The 20,440-nt window shown below is 61.2% G+C and carries 17 protein-coding genes; 10 read left to right on the forward strand and 7 right to left on the reverse strand.

The features are described from left to right. Positions 1-1,614 carry a GMC family oxidoreductase gene (locus U0O11_RS09050; protein WP_324689490.1) on the reverse strand — a complete coding sequence of 538 codons (1,614 nt, stop codon included), beginning with the start codon at positions 1,612-1,614 and terminating at the stop codon, positions 1-3. A 178-nt stretch (positions 1,615-1,792) separates the two neighbouring features. After that, positions 1,793-2,341: a sugar dehydrogenase complex small subunit gene (locus U0O11_RS09055; protein WP_324689491.1), complete on the reverse strand. Its 549-nt coding sequence runs from the start codon at positions 2,339-2,341 to the stop codon at positions 1,793-1,795. A gap of 586 nt (positions 2,342-2,927) precedes the next feature. On the opposite strand from U0O11_RS09055, the gene U0O11_RS09060 reads away from it, so the two are divergent. The 4 genes from U0O11_RS09060 to U0O11_RS09075 all read left to right on the forward strand — a co-directional run bounded on the left by U0O11_RS09060 (position 2,928) and on the right by U0O11_RS09075 (position 6,721). Beyond that, positions 2,928-3,392 (forward strand): carboxypeptidase regulatory-like domain-containing protein, encoded by a 465-nt coding sequence (locus tag U0O11_RS09060; RefSeq protein WP_324689492.1) that lies wholly within the window; start codon positions 2,928-2,930, stop codon positions 3,390-3,392. Between the two features lie 63 nt (positions 3,393-3,455). Continuing rightward, complete coding sequence (locus U0O11_RS09065) at positions 3,456-4,190, forward strand: AraC family transcriptional regulator (RefSeq protein WP_324689494.1); 735 nt, start codon at positions 3,456-3,458, stop codon at positions 4,188-4,190. A 197-nt stretch (positions 4,191-4,387) separates the two neighbouring features. Continuing rightward, complete coding sequence (locus U0O11_RS09070) at positions 4,388-5,557, forward strand: DMT family transporter (RefSeq protein ID WP_324689495.1); 1,170 nt, start codon at positions 4,388-4,390, stop codon at positions 5,555-5,557. 162 nt (positions 5,558-5,719) lie between these two features. Then, a complete protein-coding gene (locus U0O11_RS09075) occupies positions 5,720-6,721 on the forward strand; it encodes a DMT family transporter (protein ID WP_324689497.1) in 1,002 nt (333 codons plus the stop codon). 144 nt (positions 6,722-6,865) lie between these two features. Here U0O11_RS09075 and U0O11_RS09080 read toward each other — a convergent pair whose 3' ends face one another. The 4 genes from U0O11_RS09080 to U0O11_RS09095 form a co-directional block, all read right to left on the reverse strand. Then, complete coding sequence (locus U0O11_RS09080; RefSeq protein WP_153635856.1) at positions 6,866-7,195, reverse strand: HigA family addiction module antitoxin; 330 nt, start codon at positions 7,193-7,195, stop codon at positions 6,866-6,868. Positions 7,196-7,209: 14 nt separating this feature from the next. Next, positions 7,210-7,401 carry a type II toxin-antitoxin system RelE/ParE family toxin gene (locus U0O11_RS09085; RefSeq protein WP_324689499.1) on the reverse strand — a complete coding sequence of 64 codons (192 nt, stop codon included), beginning with the start codon at positions 7,399-7,401 and terminating at the stop codon, positions 7,210-7,212. A 255-nt stretch (positions 7,402-7,656) separates the two neighbouring features. Next, positions 7,657-8,919 carry a cytosine permease gene (gene codB, locus U0O11_RS09090; protein WP_324692506.1) on the reverse strand — a complete coding sequence of 421 codons (1,263 nt, stop codon included), beginning with the start codon at positions 8,917-8,919 and terminating at the stop codon, positions 7,657-7,659. A gap of 530 nt (positions 8,920-9,449) precedes the next feature. After that, on the reverse strand, positions 9,450-11,888 hold the full coding sequence (locus U0O11_RS09095) for an FdhF/YdeP family oxidoreductase (RefSeq protein WP_324689502.1): 2,439 nt from the start codon (positions 11,886-11,888) through the stop codon (positions 9,450-9,452). Positions 11,889-12,153: 265 nt separating this feature from the next. On the opposite strand from U0O11_RS09095, the gene U0O11_RS09100 reads away from it, so the two are divergent. After that, the gene (locus U0O11_RS09100; protein ID WP_153635859.1) at positions 12,154-12,594 is read left to right on the forward strand and encodes a hemerythrin domain-containing protein; all 441 of its coding nucleotides are present in this window, start codon (positions 12,154-12,156) and stop codon (positions 12,592-12,594) included. 233 nt (positions 12,595-12,827) lie between these two features. Here the strand turns inward: U0O11_RS09100 and U0O11_RS09105 are convergent, their stop codons facing one another. Next, a complete protein-coding gene (locus U0O11_RS09105) occupies positions 12,828-13,637 on the reverse strand; it encodes a spermidine synthase (RefSeq protein ID WP_442872623.1) in 810 nt (269 codons plus the stop codon). Between the two features lie 440 nt (positions 13,638-14,077). On the opposite strand from U0O11_RS09105, the gene U0O11_RS09110 reads away from it, so the two are divergent. The 5 genes from U0O11_RS09110 to U0O11_RS09130 all read left to right on the forward strand — a co-directional run bounded on the left by U0O11_RS09110 (position 14,078) and on the right by U0O11_RS09130 (position 20,434). After that, positions 14,078-14,431: a hypothetical protein gene (locus U0O11_RS09110; protein WP_324689505.1), complete on the forward strand. Its 354-nt coding sequence runs from the start codon at positions 14,078-14,080 to the stop codon at positions 14,429-14,431. Positions 14,432-14,629: 198 nt separating this feature from the next. Continuing rightward, positions 14,630-15,484, forward strand: coding sequence for an SDR family oxidoreductase (locus tag U0O11_RS09115; RefSeq protein WP_324689507.1), 855 nt, complete (start codon positions 14,630-14,632; stop codon positions 15,482-15,484). A 326-nt stretch (positions 15,485-15,810) separates the two neighbouring features. Then, a complete protein-coding gene (locus U0O11_RS09120; RefSeq protein WP_324689509.1) occupies positions 15,811-16,833 on the forward strand; it encodes a patatin-like phospholipase family protein in 1,023 nt (340 codons plus the stop codon). Between the two features lie 213 nt (positions 16,834-17,046). Further along, a complete protein-coding gene (locus U0O11_RS09125; RefSeq protein WP_324689511.1) occupies positions 17,047-18,123 on the forward strand; it encodes a hypothetical protein in 1,077 nt (358 codons plus the stop codon). Positions 18,124-18,937: 814 nt separating this feature from the next. Beyond that, a complete protein-coding gene (locus U0O11_RS09130) occupies positions 18,938-20,434 on the forward strand; it encodes a cytochrome c (protein WP_324689512.1) in 1,497 nt (498 codons plus the stop codon). Positions 20,435-20,440 lie beyond the last annotated feature (6 nt).

The following is a 20,440-nucleotide window of genomic DNA, read 5'->3' on the forward strand; positions in this document are numbered from 1 at the left end:
TTATATTTCCTGTTCGAGCAGATCGGCAATACGCAGAGACAACGCCGCGATGGTCAGGGTGCAATTGACCGACCCGACGGTGGGCATGCAGCCGGAGCTGGCGACAAACAGGTTGTCATGGCCATGCACTCGGCAATCGCGATCCACCACGGAGTCTTTGGGGTTGTCTCCCATCAGGGTCGTACCGCAGATATGCTGGTTGTTGGAGAACTCATCACGGAACGCGATGTCGGTGCCTCCCATCAGCTGAGCGATACGCGCATATTGTTCACGGGTATGCGCGGCGCTGCGCTTGACGTAATCATCGATAGCATAACGGAATTCCGGGCGCGGCAGGCCGAGAGCGTCACGTTTTTTTGACGGCGTGATGCGATTGGCGGCCTCTGGCAACAGCTCGTGGAAGCTGTCGAACTGCACATAGCGGCTGGCGCGGTTATCGATCTGCGCCTGCAGATCCGCGCCGAGCCTGAGCGGTGTTTCCGACAGCACCTCCGTGGTCATCTGCTGCGTGCGGGCAATGTTGGACAGGTGCAGCTTCTTGGACGCGAAGTCCTTGCGGAAGTCGCCGTCGCGCCAGGTGATGATCGAGGTCATCTCCTGAGGGCCACGCCCGGCCCAGAGCGGCTCATCGGCCAGAAAGCTCACCCCGGTACCGGGATGGTCCATAAGATGCCGGCCGACCATGTCGTTCTGGTTACCCACCCCATCGGGGGTATGGGCGTTGACCGACATCTGCATCAGCTTGGGCGTCTCGATACCATTGGCCGCCAGCACCACCCGCGCCGCGCTCAGGCGATGCTGCTTGCCGTCGGGGTCCAGATAGCGCACCTCGCGAATCTTGCCGCTGGCGTCGCTTTCCAGATGATGCACGATGGCATTGTCGATCAGTCTGGCACCGGCACGTTCGGCCTTCTCGACATGGATGATGCCGGAATACATCGCACCGATCGGGCAGATAGGCATGCAGTTGTTGTTGCCGCAGCAGGTCGGGCGCTCATCATAGGGGCGGCTGTTGCGCGCCACCGGCTCGGTGACCATGTCAAAGCCGTGGGGATTGATGCGCTCGCTGACCCGCCGCTCGTTCCACGACAGCGGCAGCGGTGCCATCGGATACTCTGCGCTGCGCGGGCTGCCAAGATCGACATCATTCGGCCCCCAGACACCCAGCGCGACCTCGGCACGGAAGTAATAGTCTTCCAGGTCGTCATAGCCGATCGGCCAGTCGCGCCCGACGCCATACTCGCTATTGAGCACGAAATCGCTGGGCAGAAAACGCCAGGCAGACGCCGCCCAGTGCCAGGTAGTGCCGCCGACGGCACGAATGTACTGGGCGTCGTAGGGTTGCTCCCCCTTCTGTACCAGATAGTCGGCATTCTCGCCGTAGAGCATCGGATGGGGCGCTGCCTTGCTGGCAGGATAAGGCCCCATGAAGTCCATCTTGTTGGCCTGGTTGCGGAAGCGCTCGACGATCTGCCAGCGCTGCATGCGCGGGCCTGCTTCCAGCATGATGACCGACTTGCCGGCCTCGGCCAAGCGATGTGCGATCAGGGCACCGGCAACACCAGACCCGACCACGATCACATCGGCATCATACGCACGGGATTCCTCGGCCATGCAGGATTCTCCTCGGGAAATTGGGAACAGCAACAGGGGCGGTCAGGACGCCCCTGGAAGGTCTGGCATTCAGGCGATTCAAGGGCTGATGCCTTGCTCGGTCAGAAGCTGATGACCAAGCACGGACTCAAGACCCGACCATCCGCCACGCGCAAGCCTTGGGAGTAAGCGTGACCACTCAGGCCTTGGGTGCCTCGGCCCAGAACCCCGGACGATTGGGGCAATAGGTACGCACCACCTGCACATCGCGCGGCCCGGCATACATGCCAGCGCGCTCGAAGGCGATGACCTCGGCGGCGGGATCACTGATCGACCTGCCGACCGTGCCCAGCATCCAGGCCTGCAGCAGACGGCGCACCAGCGCCATCTCGCCGTCACTCAGGTCTTCCTTTTTCACGTACTCTCGCGACTCGCCCAGGGCCAGCAGGCGGGTCTTGAGGGCCGGCAAGCTGCCGACACCGGGCACTCCCTCGGCCGGGATTCTCGCCAGCGCCTCAAAATAGCGCTGCCCTAGCCGTTCATCCAGGGTCTTGTCGCTGAGCAGCCAGCGCGACAGGACCATGAACGTCGCGAAGGCACTGTCATCCTGTGTCTGTTGCTCGTCAGCGACCGTCTCGGCCAGGGCCTGAAGGGACAGACCACCGAACATGGCCATACCTGCTCCACCGAGTCCCAGCTTCAATAGCTGGCGACGTGAAGGATCAGTAGCACTCTGGGATGTCGACATGCGGCCCTCCCGGACAATGAATGGTTCACCCGACGCCAGTGCACAAGGCAGTATTGCCGCCTGTGTGCTGCACTCGGATAGCGCTCTAACAGCACACAAGCAGACCTCGAGCGATTTCGAACAGCTCTTGCGTAGCCCTTGCACAGGGTTTGATTCGCAGCATGGTAACAAGCGCCGCCAAGTTATAGACAAACGTATAATGAACAAGGAGTTTCTGTTTATGCAACTCAAGAGGCACGCTTCACGCAACCCAGCCCGCTCACGGGCAAACGCTTGCTGCTGGCCTACTGACAAGGGTCGGTCGAAACCGCGAGAGTTACCAGCGGATGCCCGCGAATGCCGATGCCTGACGCAAGAGTTACCCGCGCCTGTCTCCCGCCCACCGGCAGTTCCCTGACTGTGCTCGGCGCAGTAGGATGTGGGGCAAAGGCAGCAGCTGTGGCCAGACTGGCTCGCTCACGAGCCGACGCCCGCGCCGCCCATCACTCGACTTCAGGGAAGACTCGCCATGCTTCGTCACTTGCGTACTCCGCTCGCTCTGCTCATGTGTACCGCCATTCTTGCCGGGTGTGAAAGCGCCTCGCGCATGGCCGACAGCATTTCGCTGCCGGACTTGGGCTCCTCCTCGCAGACCGAACAGGGCGAGCAGCGCGTCCAGCGCACCGTCGCCTTCCCGGAGGCGGAGTACGCCAGGCTCGACAAGACCGGCACCTCGGTGATCAAGGGCCGCATGTCCTATGAGTGGCAGGGCCAGACGATCTACGCCAACCGGGCGGGCATCTCGATCGCCCCAGTCACCACCTACTCCGCGGAAGCCGCGGAACTGGCACTGGCAGGCAAGACGGCGTCCCGCGCCGACCCGCGCGCCCAGGCCTACACCCACATCGTGCGCACTGACAGCAATGGCTACTTCACTGCCACTGGCCTGCCATCCGGCACCTTCTATGCCGCCGGTGTCGTCCAGTTGCCGGACGGCACACGCAGCCCGCTGATTCTCAGTCAGGTTCAGGTCGGCCGCGGCCAGACCCGCAGCATCGAGCTGAGCCGCTGATACCCGCGTGTTCTTCTTGCTCTACATGCTGCCCTTGCATCGCCGGATGATGGCCACCGCACCATGACGACACTCTCGCTGCGCGCCTATACCCCACAGGCCACGGTCCATGATCACGCCCACCACCAACTGGTGCTGCCGATCCGCGGCCATCTCGATATCCAGGTCGGCAACCATAACGGCACCGTGGTCACCGGCGAGTGCGTCATCATTCGCCCCGGGGAGTCACATCTGTTTCATGCCAAGGACGCCGCGCGCTTCATCGTCGCTGACCTGGACTATCTGCCCGACAACCTCGCGGCGTCGCAACGCGTGGTGTTCTCGATCAGCACCCTGCTGATGAACTACCTGCTGTTTCTCGAAGCGCAGCTGCAGGGTAAGGTCGACAAGCACATCGATCAGCTCTCCATCGCGCTGTTTTTCGGCCTGCTGGAGAAGCAGACCTGTGATCAACGCGTCGACCGTCGTCTGCTCAGGGTGCTCGACGTCATGAACGCGCAGCTTGAGCAGCCCCACGACGTGGCATCACTGGCCCGACTCGCCCACCTGAGCCCGACCCAGTTTCACAAGGTGTTCCGCGAAAATCTGGGCGTCAGCGTCAAGCAGTACCTGACTGCCAGACGCATGGAGCGCGCGCGGGCGCAGTTGATCCATACCGATCTCAGCGTCCAGCAGGTCGCCGAGGCCGTCGGCTATCAGAACCTCTCCGCCTTCTCGCGGCGCTTTTCCTGCTACTTCGGCCAGTCGCCACGCGAGATGACGCGCCAGTATTCGAGCCTCACTCCCCCGAATGACTGAACGACTGAATGACCGACTGATTCGATCATCTGAACAACCGATTGAGCATCCGAATCAGCAGTCAACCACCGCAATGTGGCGGTATATGACGTTTTGCTTCTCCTGGCAGATCAGAGCGTAGTTTCAGCACAATATATTCTCGCGATGAGGCGTAATCTCGTGCACTCCGAGACACACTTCATTGCGAGCCATCCACCATGCAGCACTCCTTCTCCCGGACGCCCTTCCGCCCAGCGCTGGAACGCCAGATCGGCAACCTTTCCGTCCTCACGGCCGCCCTGCTATGGGGCACGACCGGCACCGCCGCCCACTTCAATCAGGATGTCAGTCCGCTGGCCACCGGCGCCTTCGCCATGGGCTTTGGCGGCATTCTTCAGGCAGTGCTGTCGCGACGAATCCTTCATGAGGAGCTGGCCGCCCTGCTGGTTCATAAGCATCTCGTGCTGTGGGCAGCGCTATTCATCATCGTCTACCCGCTGGCCTTCTATTCGGCCATGGAATACACCGGCGTGGCGATGGGCACCGTGATCACCATCGCCACGGCGCCGTTGGCGGCAGCGGTGCTGGAATATGTGCTGGATCGCAAGCGCGTCAGTGTGCGCTGGTACGCAGCGCTGATGCTGGGCATGGCTGGCGTGGGACTGATGGCAGTGGGCGAGACACGTCTGGCGGATACGGCAGCGCAAGCCACTGCCAGCGGCGTTGCCAGCGAAAGCCGCAAGCTCATCGGTATCGGGCTGGGCGTGCTGGCCGGCGCGAGCTACGCCACCTATTCGCTGCTTGCCAGACGCATGATGCTGCTGGGCGTGCATCGCCGTGCAGCCATGGGGGCAATGTTCGGCTGTGCCGGCGTCATACTGTTGATCGGCCTGGCCATCAGCTGCCTGTTCCTCGATCCGCGCCTGTTTGCCACGCCGGTGAATTCGGCGGTCGCCATCTACATGGCGCTGATCCCGATGCTGCTGGCCAGCCTCATCTTCGGACGCGGGCTCGCCAGCGTGCCCATCAGCCGGGTGACAGTCCTGACCATGTTCGAGCCACTGGTGGCGGGCCTGTTGGCCGTCATCGTGGTCGGCGAGCAGTTCACGCTGATGGGCGCCATCGGCATGGTGCTGATCATGACCTGCCTGATGCTGCAATTGCGGCCGCAGGCAACGCAGGCTCCGATGGCCAGCCCGCAGGCAGACCTCGCGGCCTGGACGACGCCCGACACGGCCTCCGACGCTCTGGTTGAGCCAAAAGACGACGCTGCTCATTGGGGTGAGCGTGATTCGTGGCGTGATCCCTGGAGCGGTACCGAGCATGGCCGCGATGCCAAGCATGGGCCTGAGCAAGGGTCGGCGCCATGGCAGCATCACGACGCCTGACGGCCATGAGCGAATTCTTGGCAAGTTGGAGTACGTGCCCTGAGCGGTACTCAGCCGGCGCGGTGACTCACTTGACCGAAAGTGGTTTCAGCACACTTTCGCAGGACTCATGCTGCGACTGAAATCGGCCGCGGGATTGGCAAGATACGCAAGGACATCACCATGACAACCACTCGCTCTGATATCGCGGCCTCTTCAAGGTCGACCGACATGGGGAGCCTGGCCGTGCTGTTTGCCGCGCTGCTGTGGGGCACCACTGGCACGGCGGCCCACTTCAACCAGGATGTCAGTCCGCTGGCAACCGGCGCCTTCGCCATGGGTATCGGCGGCCTGCTTCAGGCAATGATCGCACGACCCAATATCATGGGCTGTCTGAGCCTGCTGTTGGCGCAGAAGCGCTGGGTATTGCTCGGTGCCGTGTGTGTCGTCATCTACCCGCTGGCTTTCTACTCCTCGATGCATCTGGCCGGTGTCGCCATCGGCACGGTGATCACCATCGCCACGGCGCCATTGGCCGCGGCGATTCTGGAGCGCCTGTTCGGCCACCACCGACTCACGCTGAGCTGGTATCTCAGCCTCGCGCTGGGCATTGCCGGTGTGGTGATGATGGCGATGGGCGAAACGGCCACTCATGGCGGAGACATTCCCACCGTCAGCGCCGTCAGCGCCGGCGGCGACCCGATGGCGACAGGGTCAGGGAGCGTGCCTGATGCTGACTGGCAACGCCTTACCGGTATCCTGCTGGGCATCATCGCCGGCACGACCTACGCCGCCTATTCACTGATCGCCCGGCGCATGATGGACCACGGCACCCACGCTCGCGCTGCCATGGGCAGCCTGTTCGGTGTCGCCGGTATCGCACTGATCGCCGGCCTGGGTCTCAGCATGCTGATGGCCGATCCGCGCCTGTTCGCCACCCCCGGCAACACATCGGTCGCGCTCTACATGGCGCTGGTACCGATGTTCCTTGGCTATATTGCCTTCGGCTACGGCCTGAAGACCGTTGCCGCCAGCAAGGCCACCCTGCTCACCCTGTTCGAACCGCTGGTCGCCGCGCTGCTCGCCGTCACCATCGTCGGGGAACATATCGCTCCGCTCGGCTGGCTCGGCATGGCGCTAATCGCCGTCTGCCTGGTGATTCAGGTGAGGCCAGCAACCGCTTGATCAACGCGAGCGGCACGACGAGGCGTTACCGAATGCGCAAAGCACAAAGCCCCAGCCTGAGTTTCAGGCTGGGGCTTTGCATTGCTGGGCATAAGCTCTCGGGCTCACGCCATCTCAATCACCCGCCGTGAAAAGCGCGCGCCGTCAATGCGAGGCAAGCTCGCCGGCATCCACTTGCGGTGTTATCCGACGTACACCCTTGGCATCCTGCGCGTAGGCACGATGACGCACATCCCAAAGCTCCACGGCATGCTGGATGTTGAGCCAGAATTCCGGCGTATTGCCTAGCGCAGCTGCCAGCTTGATGGCCATCGGTGCCGTCAAGGTGCCCTTGTCATGCACGATACGGCTCAGAGTATTTCTGTGCACTCCCATCGCCTCGGCCAGGGTGCGGATATCGATGTTCATCGGCTCCAGAAACTCTGCCGTCAACATCTCTCCTACTGTCAGCGGGCGCCGCTGGGTGTTTCTCATCACTGCTACCTCCTCTAGCCCTTGTAAGCATGCGGGTCTAGATATGTTTGATGGGCGACCCCCGCCTCCCACCGGAAGATGAGTCGATACTGCTTGTTGACACGAATCGAGCAATAACCTGCGAGATTGCCCTGCAGATGCTCGAACCGATTGCCCGGTGGGACCCTCAGATCAGACTCCTGACTTGCGGCATCGAGAATCTGCAACTTTCGATAGAGCTAACTGGAGAGCGCCGCAGGTATCTTGCGGTGGCCAACATCATGCTCATAGAAGCTCTCGAGCCACACATCCCTGAACTCCACCGCCATGGCAGCACCTTTTTCCCTCATTCTATGCACAACCATATTGTGCATCAAGCGGCTCTACCCTGACGCTACCCCCCCCAGGAAAAACGCCCAACGAGTCCAGGACTCGTTGGGCGCTTCATATTCATCTGTCCTTCACATCAGACGCTCAGCGACTCACGCCGCCGTCTTGCTGGCCAGCTCGACCCTGGCAAGCTTGATCAGACCGCCGTAGACGACGAAGGCGACCATGACACCCACGACCGGCGGCATGAAGGGTGAACTCCAGGCGCACAGGCAGGCGATGGCGTAGGCGGCGAGCCCCGGCCAGTGGTAATCCACCTTAGGCATCTCGGCGAGGCGCGGATACTGTCCTTTGTGGCCTAGCCAGAAGTTGGCCATGATCACGCCGCCGATCGGCGGGATGAAGGTACCGAGCAGAATCAGGAACGGAATCAGCCACTCATACATGCCGAGTACCGCCAGCACTGTGCCGATGGCCGCGCCGCCCAGGGTGACACGCTGACGATGCGGGGTACGCAGCAGATTGCAGCCGGCGATCGCGAAGTTGTAGATGGTGTTGTCCTGGGTGGTCCAGATATTGAGGAACAGCATCAGGACGGCGAGGCTGACCAGCCCCTGGGCGATCATCACGTCAACGATATCGGCTTGCTGGTAGATCATCGCGCCGAGCGCGCCGGTGAGCACCATCAGGCCATTGCCGACGAAGAAAGCCGCCAGGGTGGCAATGACGGCGATCTTCGGCGAACGCGCGAAGCGGCTCCAATTGGTTGCCTGGGTGCCACCGCTGATGAAGGTGCCGATCACCGCGGTAATGGCGGCCGTCCAGCTCATGGAATCCGTCGGCGTCAGTGCCGCAAGGCCTGCCACGCCACCGACATCGACCATGCCGGTGTAGAGACTGAACAGGATGAACAGCAGCATGGCCGGCACGGCGATGCGCGAGAGCATGTCCAGCCCGCGATAGCCGATCATCGCCGTCAGACAGAAGGCGAAACCGAAGATGATCATCAGCGGCGTGGTCAGCCACTCGGGCAAGCCGAGTGTCTTGACCAGCACGATGGCGATGGTCGCGGTGCCCCAGGCGTACCAGCCGATCTGGGTGAACCCGAGCACGAAGTCAGACAGGCGACTGCCCTTCTCGCCAAAGCACAGCCGTCCCATCAGCACTGAATTCAGACCACTCTTGCAGGCGATATAGGCCAAGGCAGCGGCGTAACCGCCGAGCAGCAGATTGCCGATCACGATGATCCACAGCAGTTCATTGAGCGCGAACGCGGCACCCAATGACCCACCCGCCCACATGGTGGCGGTAAAGAAGGTGAAGCCGAGCAGCACCATCGAGGTGGAAAGCAGCCCACGTCGTGCCGAAGCGGGGACTTCGCTCAAGGGATAGTCATTGCCGGATTCGCCTGTCATCGATTGCTGATCTGAGGTGCGGTCTGAGGCGTGCGGTGAGGAGTGTTCTGCCATGAGTGCCTTCCTGGAGCTCGGTCGTGAGTCGTCGAGTCTTGTGGTGGTGTCAGCCTGCCTGAACGCCGGCCACCGCCCCCTGCGCGCAAGGTGGTGGTCAGAGCGGCGGTCGCTACCCTACCACCACGCAAGATTCACGCCACCCATCCTCAAACCGTGCAAGACGCCAGCTCGTCGTCTGCCTCATGAAGCTGACACAGGCGTCAGGATCTGGCCTGTCAGCAGACGCGATCGGGCGCAAGACCGCCTCCAGAAATGATTTCGCGACTAGTCCGGCGCAGTACCTACAAACCCCTCAATTACGCCGACGTTGGCATCAACTTGAGCGCCAGACACCAGAACGCCACGCGGCGCACTCTTTCAGTGCAGCGCGTGGCGTGGCTCGAGGCGTCCTGCACTGACATCGAAACCTGACGCCGAGCACAGGATGCAAATTTTTTCAGCCTTTCCTTGTTTAGCGGTTCATGCTGAACCCTTCAGCTGCTCGCCAACACCCCTTCGCTGGCATTGACCTCTTCAGTGTCCATCAGGCGCAGTCTGACCGGCACCGATTTCGAGGCGGGCGTATTGCTGCGCGCATCGCGGTGATCCAGCGGAATCAGGTCATTGGTTTCCGGGTAATACGCTGCCAGACAGCCGGTCGGGATGTCGTATTCCTTGAGCTTGAAGCCCGCCATGCTGCGCTCAACGCCGTCTTCGCTGGCCGTTTCCAGCGTCACGCGCTGCCCCTCGCTCAGCCCCAGCGTCTCGAGATCCTGCGGGCTGATCATCACCACCATGCGCGTGCCATAGACGTCGCGATAGCGATCATCATTGGAGTAGACGGTGGTATTGAACTGGTCATGCCCGCGCATGGTGATGAGCAGGAAGGTGCTATCCATGTTCAGTGTCTCGTGGGTCACCTTGTCGAGACCCTGCTCATCCGTGCCCAACCCCTCGGGGAACAGGAAGTTGGCACGCCCCGAGTCGGTATGCCAGATACGCTCGCGCGGCGCGATGCGGATGTGGAAGCCGCCCTGAGCCAGGCGCGCATTGTAGTCGGGGAAGATCTGCGGGAAGACCTCTTCGATGCAGTCACGAATCCGTGCGTAATCCGCCTGCAGCCAATCCCAATCCACGGTGGGGTGCGGCGGCAACGTCGCCTTGGCCAGCTGACAGGTAATGGCGATCTCGGAGTGCAGGCTTGGGTCCGCCGGTGCCATCACGCCGCGCGACGGCGCCACGTTGCACATACCGTCCTCGGCACTGGAGACCTGCTCCGCGCCCTTGCCATCGGCGCCCGCCTGCAGGTCACGTTCGCTGTGGCCAATCGTGGGCAGCACCCAACCATGCTTGCCGGGGTGCAGGTGACTGCGATTGAGCTTGGTGGCGACATGCACCGTCATGTCGAGATCGTGCACCTTCTCGATCACACGCTTCTGATCGGGAATCGCACGGAAGAAGTTGCCGCCCATGCCGATGAAGGCACGTACCTCACCGCGCAGAATCGCCTCGCAGCATTCGGCGACATCATGGCCATTCTCGCGCGGGCACTTGATATCGAAGACCCGATCGAAGGCATCCAACATCGCGTCATTGGGCAGGTTCTCGATGCCGACGGTGCGGTCGCCCTGCACATTGGAATGGCCGCGTATCGGGCAGGCGCCCGCGCCGGGCTTGCCGATATTGCCGCGCAGCAGCAACAGATTGATGATCTGCTGGATGGTGTCGCCGCCGCGCGCATGCTGGGTGATGCCCATGCCCCAGCAGCAGATCACGCGCTCAGCCTCCAGATAGGTCTGCCCCGCCTGTTCCAGCGATTCGCGTGACAGGCCGGACATGGCGACCAGGTCCTGCCACTCGAGCTTGCGGCAATGCTCGGCGAAGGCATCAAAGCCGTGGGTATGCTGGGCGATGAAGTCGTGATCCAGATAGCCCACCGCATGCGGATTGCGCTCGCGCAGCGCATCGTCGGCCTCGATCACGTACTTGCACATCGCCTGCACGGCGGCGAGGTCTCCGCCGATGCGCAGCTGATGATACTGACTGCTGATCTCGACGCCCTTGCCGCTCAGCATGTCCTTGGGCGACTGCGGATCGGCAAAGCTGACCAGCGCCCGCTCGCGCAGCGGGTTGAAGCTGACCACCTCGGCCCCGCGGCCACGCGCCTCGTGGAGATCCCCCATCATGCGCGGGCTGTTGGTACCGCTGTTCTGGCCGAAGATGAAGATGGCATCGGCCTGCTTGAAGTCTTCGAGATTGACCGTCGCCTTGCCGATGCCGATGGACTCCGGCAGCGCCCGCGAGGTGGTCTCGTGGCACATGTTCGAGCAGTCCGGGAAATTGTTGGTGCCGTACATGCGCCCGAACAGGGAAAACAAGAACGCCGCCTCGTTGGAGGTACGCCCCGAGGTGTAGAACTCGACCTGATTCGTGTCCTCATAGCGTTTGAGGCGCTGGCCGATCTCGGCGTAGGCCGCTTCCCAACTGGTGATCTCGTAGCGGTCCGTCTGGGCGTTGTAGCGCAGGGGGCGCGTCAAGCGCCCTTCCTTCTCCAGATGGTGATCCGACCATTCACGCAACTCGCTGAGCGTATTGTTGGCGAACAGCTCATCACTGACACGTTCACGTGTCGCCTCCCACGCCAGCGCCTTGGCACCGTTTTCGCAGAAGTTGGCCCCCTTGGGTTTGTCACCATTCGGCCAGGCGCAGCTCGGGCAGTAGAAGCCATCGGGCTTGTTCATCTTCATCAGGCTGCGATGGCCCTCGATGGGCAGATGCTCCTGCCAGATGAACTTCTCGACCGCCTTGATCGACGGCCAGCCACCGCCCGGCGGCCGGTCCAGCTGACTGCCGGACAGCGACGCCGATAACGCCGGCGCGTGGGACCCCTTGGGGCTGAAGGAATCGACTGGCGTGGTCTGGTCTTGGGACATGTCGGGGCTCCTGACGGTGGCGGCCGGCAGCTGGCATAGATCAGACACCGCTGCGGGCACGCCACCGAACAAAGAATTCAAGGGTCACCCTTGCTTCCTTGACTCGCGCCAAGCCTTTTTCAAGGCCGATCGCCGTTGCGCACTTGAACTTCCGCCGATCCGCCACCAGAGTTGTACAGACCTGACACAAGCAAGATCGCACTTGAGCAAGACCACACAAGCAGACCCGCCACTCAACACGCCAGACATGATGAGGAGCTGGAACATGACCGTATTTGAAGCCCTGCGCGAGACCCACGACGAACAACGCCGTCTGCTGGACATGCTGCTGCAGACCGAAGGTGACAGCGAGCCGCGCGATGACCTGTTCAAGCGTCTCAAGGAATCGCTGACCAATCACGCCGGTGCTGAGGAACGCGCGCTCTACATGCCGATGATGGAGCACGACATGACGCAGGAGAAGGCGCGTCACAGTGTCGCCGAGCACCATGAGATCGATGAGCTGGTCGAGAAGCTCGAGGCGACCGACTACAGCTCGCCTGGCTGGCTGGCCACCGCCAAGCAACTCGAGCACCTGGTGACCCACCATCTGGATGAGGAAGAGCAGGAAGTCTTCCAGCTGGCAGGCCGCGTCTTCGATGACGCCACCAAGAAGCGCCTCGCCGAGGAATATCACCAGGACATGAAGGCGCGCGAAGCGGCCTGAGCCAGAATCCAGCATCGGACCTAGTCGAAAGCGCTTGGCGCTGTGACAGGCTGAACGCTATCGATAGCCGCCGATGACGCACACGAAAACGGGCTGACCACATCATGTGGCCAGCCCGTTTTTTTCATGTGTTCACCACCCTGCGATGAGGGCATCGACGCCTGTGAAAGCGTGTGTCACAACGACTAAGGCGAATAGTCATCCACCACGTCATCAGCCACGACGCACTCGGGTTACTTGCGGCGGGATGGCCGTGCGGTACCTTTCGCTGCCAGCTTTCTGCTTGGGCTGCCTGAGCGCTTGCCCTTGCCTTTCCCGGCCTTCGTCTTGTCATCAGGCTTCTCCGTACGCCCGACGTAACGCGCGATCCAGATGGTGTGCTTGGCCCCCGAGGTGCCATGCGCGTAGACCTGACGCGCCTCGGCCTTGAAACCGGCCCGCGACAGTCGCTGCGAGAAACGAGCATCGGCTGTGGCCGACCACACCGCCAGAATGCCGGCCGGGCGCAACGCCCTGGCGCATACCGCCAGCCCCTCCGCACTGTAGAGCCAGTCGTTGTCATCCGCGGTCAGGCCTTCCGGGCCATTGTCCACATCCAGCATGATGGCATCGAAGCCGCCAGGCGCTTCACGCAGCACCTCGGCGACATCGCGATTCTCGACTGTCGTGCGCGGGTCCCGAATCGGATAGCCCGCCTTAGCCCCCAGCGGGCCGTCATTCCAGGCCACCACTCCCGGTACCAGCTCGGCGACGACCACCTCGGCATCTGGCTTGAAGTGCTTGAGCGCGGCAGCCAGCGTGAAGCCCATCCCCAGGCCGCCGATCAGAACGCGCTGCGGCGCCGCCGACGTGCCGCGGCTCTTGAGCAGGCCGGCAGGAATCTCGGCCAGCGCATCTTCCGAGCCATGCATGCGGGTGTTCATCAGCTGCCCGCCCTTGCCGCTCTCGATCTTGATGACGAAGTCCTCGCCATACTCGAACAGGCACAACGAATCCGTCGTGCCGGGGATCGGCGCGGTATCGAGCAGCACAAAGCGTTTCATGGCACATCCATAGAAGGAAAAATGATCATCTGTCAGGTGGCTTCGTGGCCATCCTGACTATATTCAACATGACGGACATCTGTACGACATGGGGGAGCGTTAGTCTAACAGTCAGAACCCCATGGCAGGTATCCGCCTGCGCGAAGGCATGAAGTTTCGCGAAAGCACGAGAAAATTGAGAGCATGCGCGCATCAAGGCTGGAAGATATTCGCGAATTCTCTAATACTAGGTTTTGTAGAACGCAACACCGTCGTAAACCAGACACACTCAGAACGAACACTCTCAGTAGCAACTGTCACTTGCCTGATGGCTGACGCGCAATGAAAAGCGCGTGGGTCTCGCCGGCAGATGGGCTAGCCTCACCGCCGACGAAGCAGCGTGACACCTAGAGAATCACTCAAGATTCCGACTCATCGGAACCCGAAAAGAGGATATTTCGATGCCGCACACTCATCCGGAGCGACTCGCGACGATCAGCGCCAGCCAGGTCGAGGAACACTTTCGCGATCTCCATCCCATCGTGGCATTGGTTTCTGCCACTCGGCTGCTGCAATTCCTCGAGCGGGAAGGTCTGATTTTGCATGAACATCGGGCGCTATGCACGAGCATCATTCGCAAGGCCCTGCCCAGCCTCGAAAACGGCCCCGGGCATGACCCTGCTAATCTGCCAAGCCTGCATGGCATAGAACAGACCAAGGAAAGTGAGCCGCGTGTTCCGCTTGCGCAGTCCATGGCAGCGGGTGCCAGTATGCCAGCCACCGTGCATGACAAGCATGAGGATGCGCTCTCCTGACCACCGCCAGGCGTACCGAAACGAGACAACACGACGCCCAGTTCTGCTCATGCAGGACTGGGCGTTTTAACATTACTAAACAAGAAAATTATGATGGAGGGGTTTAATCCGACGGGATCGTCCACAGGTCTATTGGCAGACGTTCAGCGTCTGAAGGCGCATCAGCGCATTCACGATCAACGAACCGGAGGTGACGGCATGACTCAGCAACAGCCCCCACAGCATCAGAACCAGCAACCGGGCGATGAACATCGCATGGACCCCAAGCCCGAATATATCCGCGAGAGCTATCGCGGCAGCGGCAAGCTCCTGGGTAAGGTGGCAGTCATCACCGGTGGTGACAGCGGTATCGGCCGCGCCGCCGCCGTGCACTTCGCACGCGAGGGAGCCGATTGTCTGATCACGCACTTGGGCAGTGAAGAAGTCGATGCGCAGGAGACCATCCGTCTGATCGAAGCCGAAGGCAGACGCGGACGCCGCATCGCAGGGGATATCGGTGACCCGGCCTTCTGCCGCAAGGTCGTTGAGGGTGCGATGGAGGAATTCGGACAGCTGAATATTCTGGTCAACAATGCCGCCGAGCAGTACGACTGGGATGACGTGACCGAGATCGATGACGAACAGATCGAGCGCACCTTCAAGACCAATCTGTTCAGCCACTTCTACATGATCAAGGCCGCCGTGCCGCATCTTTCCAAAGGCGACTCCATCATCGCCACCTCATCCGTCAACGCCTTCAAGGGCAACGACAGCCTGATCGATTACAGCGCCACCAAGGGCGCCATCCAGGGGCTGGTACGCTCACTTTCCGGCACGCTGATGGACCGCGGCATTCGCGTCAATGCGGTTGCACCCGGCCCAGTCTGGACTCCCTTGATCCCCGCCAGCTTCGAGGACGAAAAGGTCGCCAACTTCGGCCAGCAAGTACCGATGGAGCGCCCCGGTCAGCCTAGCGAGATGGGCCCGGCCTACGTCTATCTGGCCAGCGAAGATTCAAGCTACATGACAGGCCAGACGATTCACCTCAACGGCGGCGTCGTGCTCAACACCTGATCGCCCTGCTTCTTCAGGCGCCCACTGCGCCTGATGCTTGAGGGCAGTACCGCCGCAAACGGCGAGGAACAACCGCGCAGAAAACGCAAGGCCACCCGATCCGGGTGGCCTTCTTGCATAGGGGACTGTTCATGGAAGATGCGCCGCACCTCAGCGCCTGCTCCGCGTTCATGCCGCCTTTGCTCCCCCTGGAAGTATCAGGTCCTCCTGTCTGTCCGTATCAGTCTTTTCAGTCGGCTGAAAGCCAGTGGCCTCTCTATTCTGGTAGCAGCCACAGACGTTGCCGTGGACAGGATTGAGCATTACCCGCTCTGCAGGAGGCAAGCATGTCCAAGCTGATTCTTTCACTGGATGGCGGCGGCATACGCGGGGCGGCCACCGCACAGTTTCTGATGCGTGTCGAGGCGACACTCAGAAATGACCATCAGACCAGCCTGCGTGAGCGGGTCGATTTCTATGCGGGCACCAGCACCGGCAGTCTGATCGCGCTGGCGCTGGCCACCACCGACATGAGCCTCGAGGACATTAACGGGCTCTACAGCGCGACCAGCGCCAGGCAGATCTTCGCCGACAACCGCGGCTGGTTCGAACTCGATGGCATCAATGCGCCCAAGTACGAGGCCAAGGGCAAGAGCACGATGCTCAAGAAGCACCTCGGCCAGGCCAAGCTCAGGGATGTCCCCGCTGGCAAGCAGGTGCTTGTCGTCACCTACGGCATCGAGAGACGCCGCCCGCATGTCCTGAAGTCGAGCAAGTGCGAGCATCACAAGCTGCTGGCCTGGCAGGTGGCGGACGCCTCCAGCGCGGCGCCCACCTACTTCCCGACCCGCGACATGAAGCTCGGGCCGGACAACGAGCAGACCTGGCTGATCGATGGCGGCGTCATCGCCAACAACCCCACCATGTGCGCCATCGCCGAAGCCTGTCGCCTGTGGCCGCATGAGCCACGTCGCGTGCTGTCGATCGGCACCGGAACACGCACGCGCAAGATCAATGGCCCGGATTCGCAGCACTGGGGCGCAGTGCAGTGGGTACTGGAAGGCAGCCTGATCGACGTGCTCTCCGACGAGAAGGTGGTCGGCTATCAGGCCATCACCATCTCGCCGCCGGGCAGCTATATCCGCGTCAATGCCGAGATGCGCCCGCAACCGGGAATGCTCAAGGCGCCTGATGACGCGATGGACGACATCAGCACCACCAACATCAAGCATCTGAAGGCCATGGGCGATTTCTGGTTCGAGCAATATGGTGACGCCGTGGTGGCCCTGATCACCGACCGCTATCAAGGGCCCTCGCTTGACCGCATCGATCCCCTCACCGGCCGGCCGCAAGCCTATCAACCGCACTGAGCAAGCCTTCCCCACATTGCACTCGGAGACGCCTGTCAGCGATTTTGCTACTCTGCGCTGCCGTGCTTCACGCCGACCCGAGTTCATTCAATGACACATGGCACACCACAAGACACTCGCATTCGCCCCGCCACCTCAACATGGCGAATGCTGGTGACTTTCACATTATCTCTTGCGATTCTCGTACCCACTACAGCGCAGTCAGACGACGATATGCGCTTTGACCAGCCGGAAGCCTTCGCCACCCTGAAGAAGGCGGTCAGCTATTTCGATGAAATGGACACCTTGCCGGAAGAGGCATGGATCAGCCGCGATCAAGCGTCGGCGCGCAGCGATATGGACGATATGATCGAGGAAGCCATGCAGGCCCTCGACGTCCCGCAACTCTCGACACTGCGCAGCACCTATCGCCAGGTCGAGGACAAGATTCGCGAATCGCGCCGCGAGATTTCCGAGTTGAAGGAAAAGCGTATCCTTGCGCCTGATACCGATGTCTCGACACTGACGCGCCTCACGCCCACCGATACCCTGCGCGAATTCACCGCCAGCACGCGCGGCGATTATGATCTGCTGATCGCCGCGCATGAGAAGAACATCGCCGCCTATCAGAATGAGCTGACGGCGCTGGAAGGCAAGCTGGCCGCGCGACTCGAGGAGATCGGCATCACCCTGACGCCAGACCAGGTCCAGGTGTGGCTGTCCTCGGTGGTCGGCGATGATGTGCTGACCATGAGTGTCGTGTTCGCCAGCATCAAGTCGGTGGCTCAGCAGCTCGCGGAGCTGACCCGCGACAGCGGCGAGAACCTCGACTACGCGCGTCGTTATTACGGCATGGTCGTCATGCTTCACCGCATGATCGTGACCATGCAGCAGGACTTCATCACGCGCGTGAATGATGAGGTATTGCCGCAACTGCAAGGCTTCGCCGACGAAGCCGAGGCCACCACGCGAGAAGCCCGCACGCTGATCAAGCAAGGCGGGTCACGCGAGAGCCTGGAGAACAACATCCGCGCCAATGCGCTGACGCTCAAGACGATCAACCTGTATCGCTCGCTGGTCACCGAGCAGCGCGACCGCGTCACGACCTCTCTGAGCAAGAGCCAGCGCGAGCTTGCGGTGGCGACCAATACCTATCGCACCGTCAAGCTCAGCGCTCACGTCGCCGACCTGATCCGCCAGGGTGTCAAGACCTTCGACACCCTCGCCGGACTGCAGGTGCCGGTCGCCACCAGCTTCGAGAACAGCGCCATGCGCGAGGAATTCCGCAAGCTGACCGAGCGCATGCGCTAGCAGTCCACGTCCCTCTGAACCAGATGCAGGAAGCATGGTTCAGAGGGCATTTATCGTCTCTCTTCGGCAGGTTGCGCACGGCTTTCAGTTATCGTCCACCTCTATGGGCTTGAGACATACAGACTGAGAAGATATACAACCTGAGACATGGCACTTGAGATATAGCACTTGAGATCTAGCACTTGAGATATAGCACTTGAGAAACAGGGCTTCAGGCACGAAGCTTGAGATTCACGCTGTTTCGCCCACTGCTCCCACTGCACTTAGAGAATCACTCCGCTGCCCGTTTCGTTCCTGACTCCCCTCTTTATTCCATCCTGATCATTCCATCCTGATGAGAGCCTCTTCCGCTCTCAGTCCTGCTTTCCGCTGCACCCCTCTCAATCAAGCCGTCCCCGTATCCCCTGTCAATCTTCCCTTGGCGACTTCGCCTGGCCGTCTCCTCGCGACTGCTCTTTCTGATTACTCTTGAAAGCTGCTCTTGATGCCAGGTGTTTTCCGTTAATTCAACTATCCAACTCCAGCTTCAGTGGCCCCTTCTCTCAAGGCACCCACCATGAACTTGCGGAAAATCGCTACACTTTAGAATAATCGCAGAACCTGAACTAACATGAAAACATGTCAGACTAGCAGGTGGCAGAATATCACCTGATGAGAAATACGTTCTTGACCCTGGATAGCCGGATTGAAGAGCGACAAGGCTTGTTCAGAGGAATCACACAGGAATGTCAGTCCTTTGACCGGAAGATTGATAGTCATTATCCAGGTCAGGACGCCACGATTTGCCTTCGTTACCCATGACAGGACGTGACTCATGCGCAAGCAATCGTTACGGACAACGGGACTGCTGGTACTGGGCAGTGTGGTAGGGATCGCCACCGCTCATGCCAGTGAAGCAACCGAGACCACATCTCCCAGGGCCGAGATCGAGCATGGGAAATACATCGCCCGGGCGGCTGACTGCGCGGCTTGTCACATGGGCCCTGATGGCACGCCCTACGCTGGGGGCCGGCCGATCAGCACGCCGATGGGCGACGTGGTCGCCACCAATATCACATCATCAAAGGAATACGGTATCGGCGATTATTCGCTGGAAGACCTCACCAACGTGTTGCGCCATGGCAAGACGCCCGACGGCAGCCATCTGTATCCCGCCATGCCTTACCCTTCCTATCGTGGCATGAAGCAAGACGATATCGCGGCACTATACGCCTATCTGCAAAGTATTCCCGCAGTGGATCGCGAACCCGAGGCCCACACCGACATGGACTTCCCATTCAATTTCCGGATATTGATGGCGATGTGGAATACGCTCGAACTTGAAGATGATCCTGCCTCACAGGGGCAGGATGGGGCGGTGAGTCGTGGGCAATACCTCGTGGATCATCTGGCACATTGTGGTACCTGCCATACCCCTCGCGATGATTTCATGGCCAGTGACTCGACGCGTTATCTGAGTGGTGCACGGTTGGGAATCTGGTCGGCCCCCAACATAACCTCCGATGAGACGTCGGGTATCGGTGCCTGGCAAGACCAGCAACTGGCGGATTATTTCAAACATGGCATGGCAGGCTATGTCGCCCAGGCAGCCGGCCCCATGGGCGAGGCTGTCCATCAGAGCCTGCAATATCTGAGCGAGAAGGATCGTCTGGCGATCGCCGCTTATCTGAAGACGGTGCCAGCAATTGAGGATGAGGCCCAGCAACAGCCCGTGTTCGATCAGATGGCCAATCAGGCACTGCTAGGCCATGAGCCGGTGGTGAGCCCCGCTACCCGCCACCGCGAAGACACGCTGGCAACGCAAGGCCTCAGGCCAGACGATATCGCGCAACCAGACACCGGACAGGGGCTCTACCTCACCCATTGTGCAGCCTGCCACGCGGCAGATGGCAATGGTCAGCCGGTCTCCTACTACCCGAGTCTGAACGGGAACACCACCCTGCGGCGCGCCGACCCGCGCAACCTCATCGCGGTGATCACCCAGGGTGTCGCCTATCAAGGCGCGACGCCACTGCCTCAGATGCCGGGCTTTGCTGAAGTGTTGAGCCATGCCGAGATCGCCAAGGTGGCCAACCATGTCAGAACCGAGTTTGGCGGGCACGACGAGAGCCAGCTCACGGCGCAGGACGTCAATGAGCTGATCACGGGCGAGCGCTCGGTGCCGGCACTGATACGCCACGCCGGTACCCTCGCCTGGCTGGGCATTATCGTGGCCGTGACACTGGCAGGCCTCGCGGGTTGGTGGCTATGGCGGCGCCGTGATCGCCGCCAGCCCGCCAGTGCCACGTCCAATACCCATCACTCGCCATAAGGGTGT

Source organism: Cobetia sp. D5 (assembly GCF_035666195.1).
In the GTDB taxonomy this organism is placed as follows: domain Bacteria; phylum Pseudomonadota; class Gammaproteobacteria; order Pseudomonadales; family Halomonadaceae; genus Cobetia; species Cobetia amphilecti.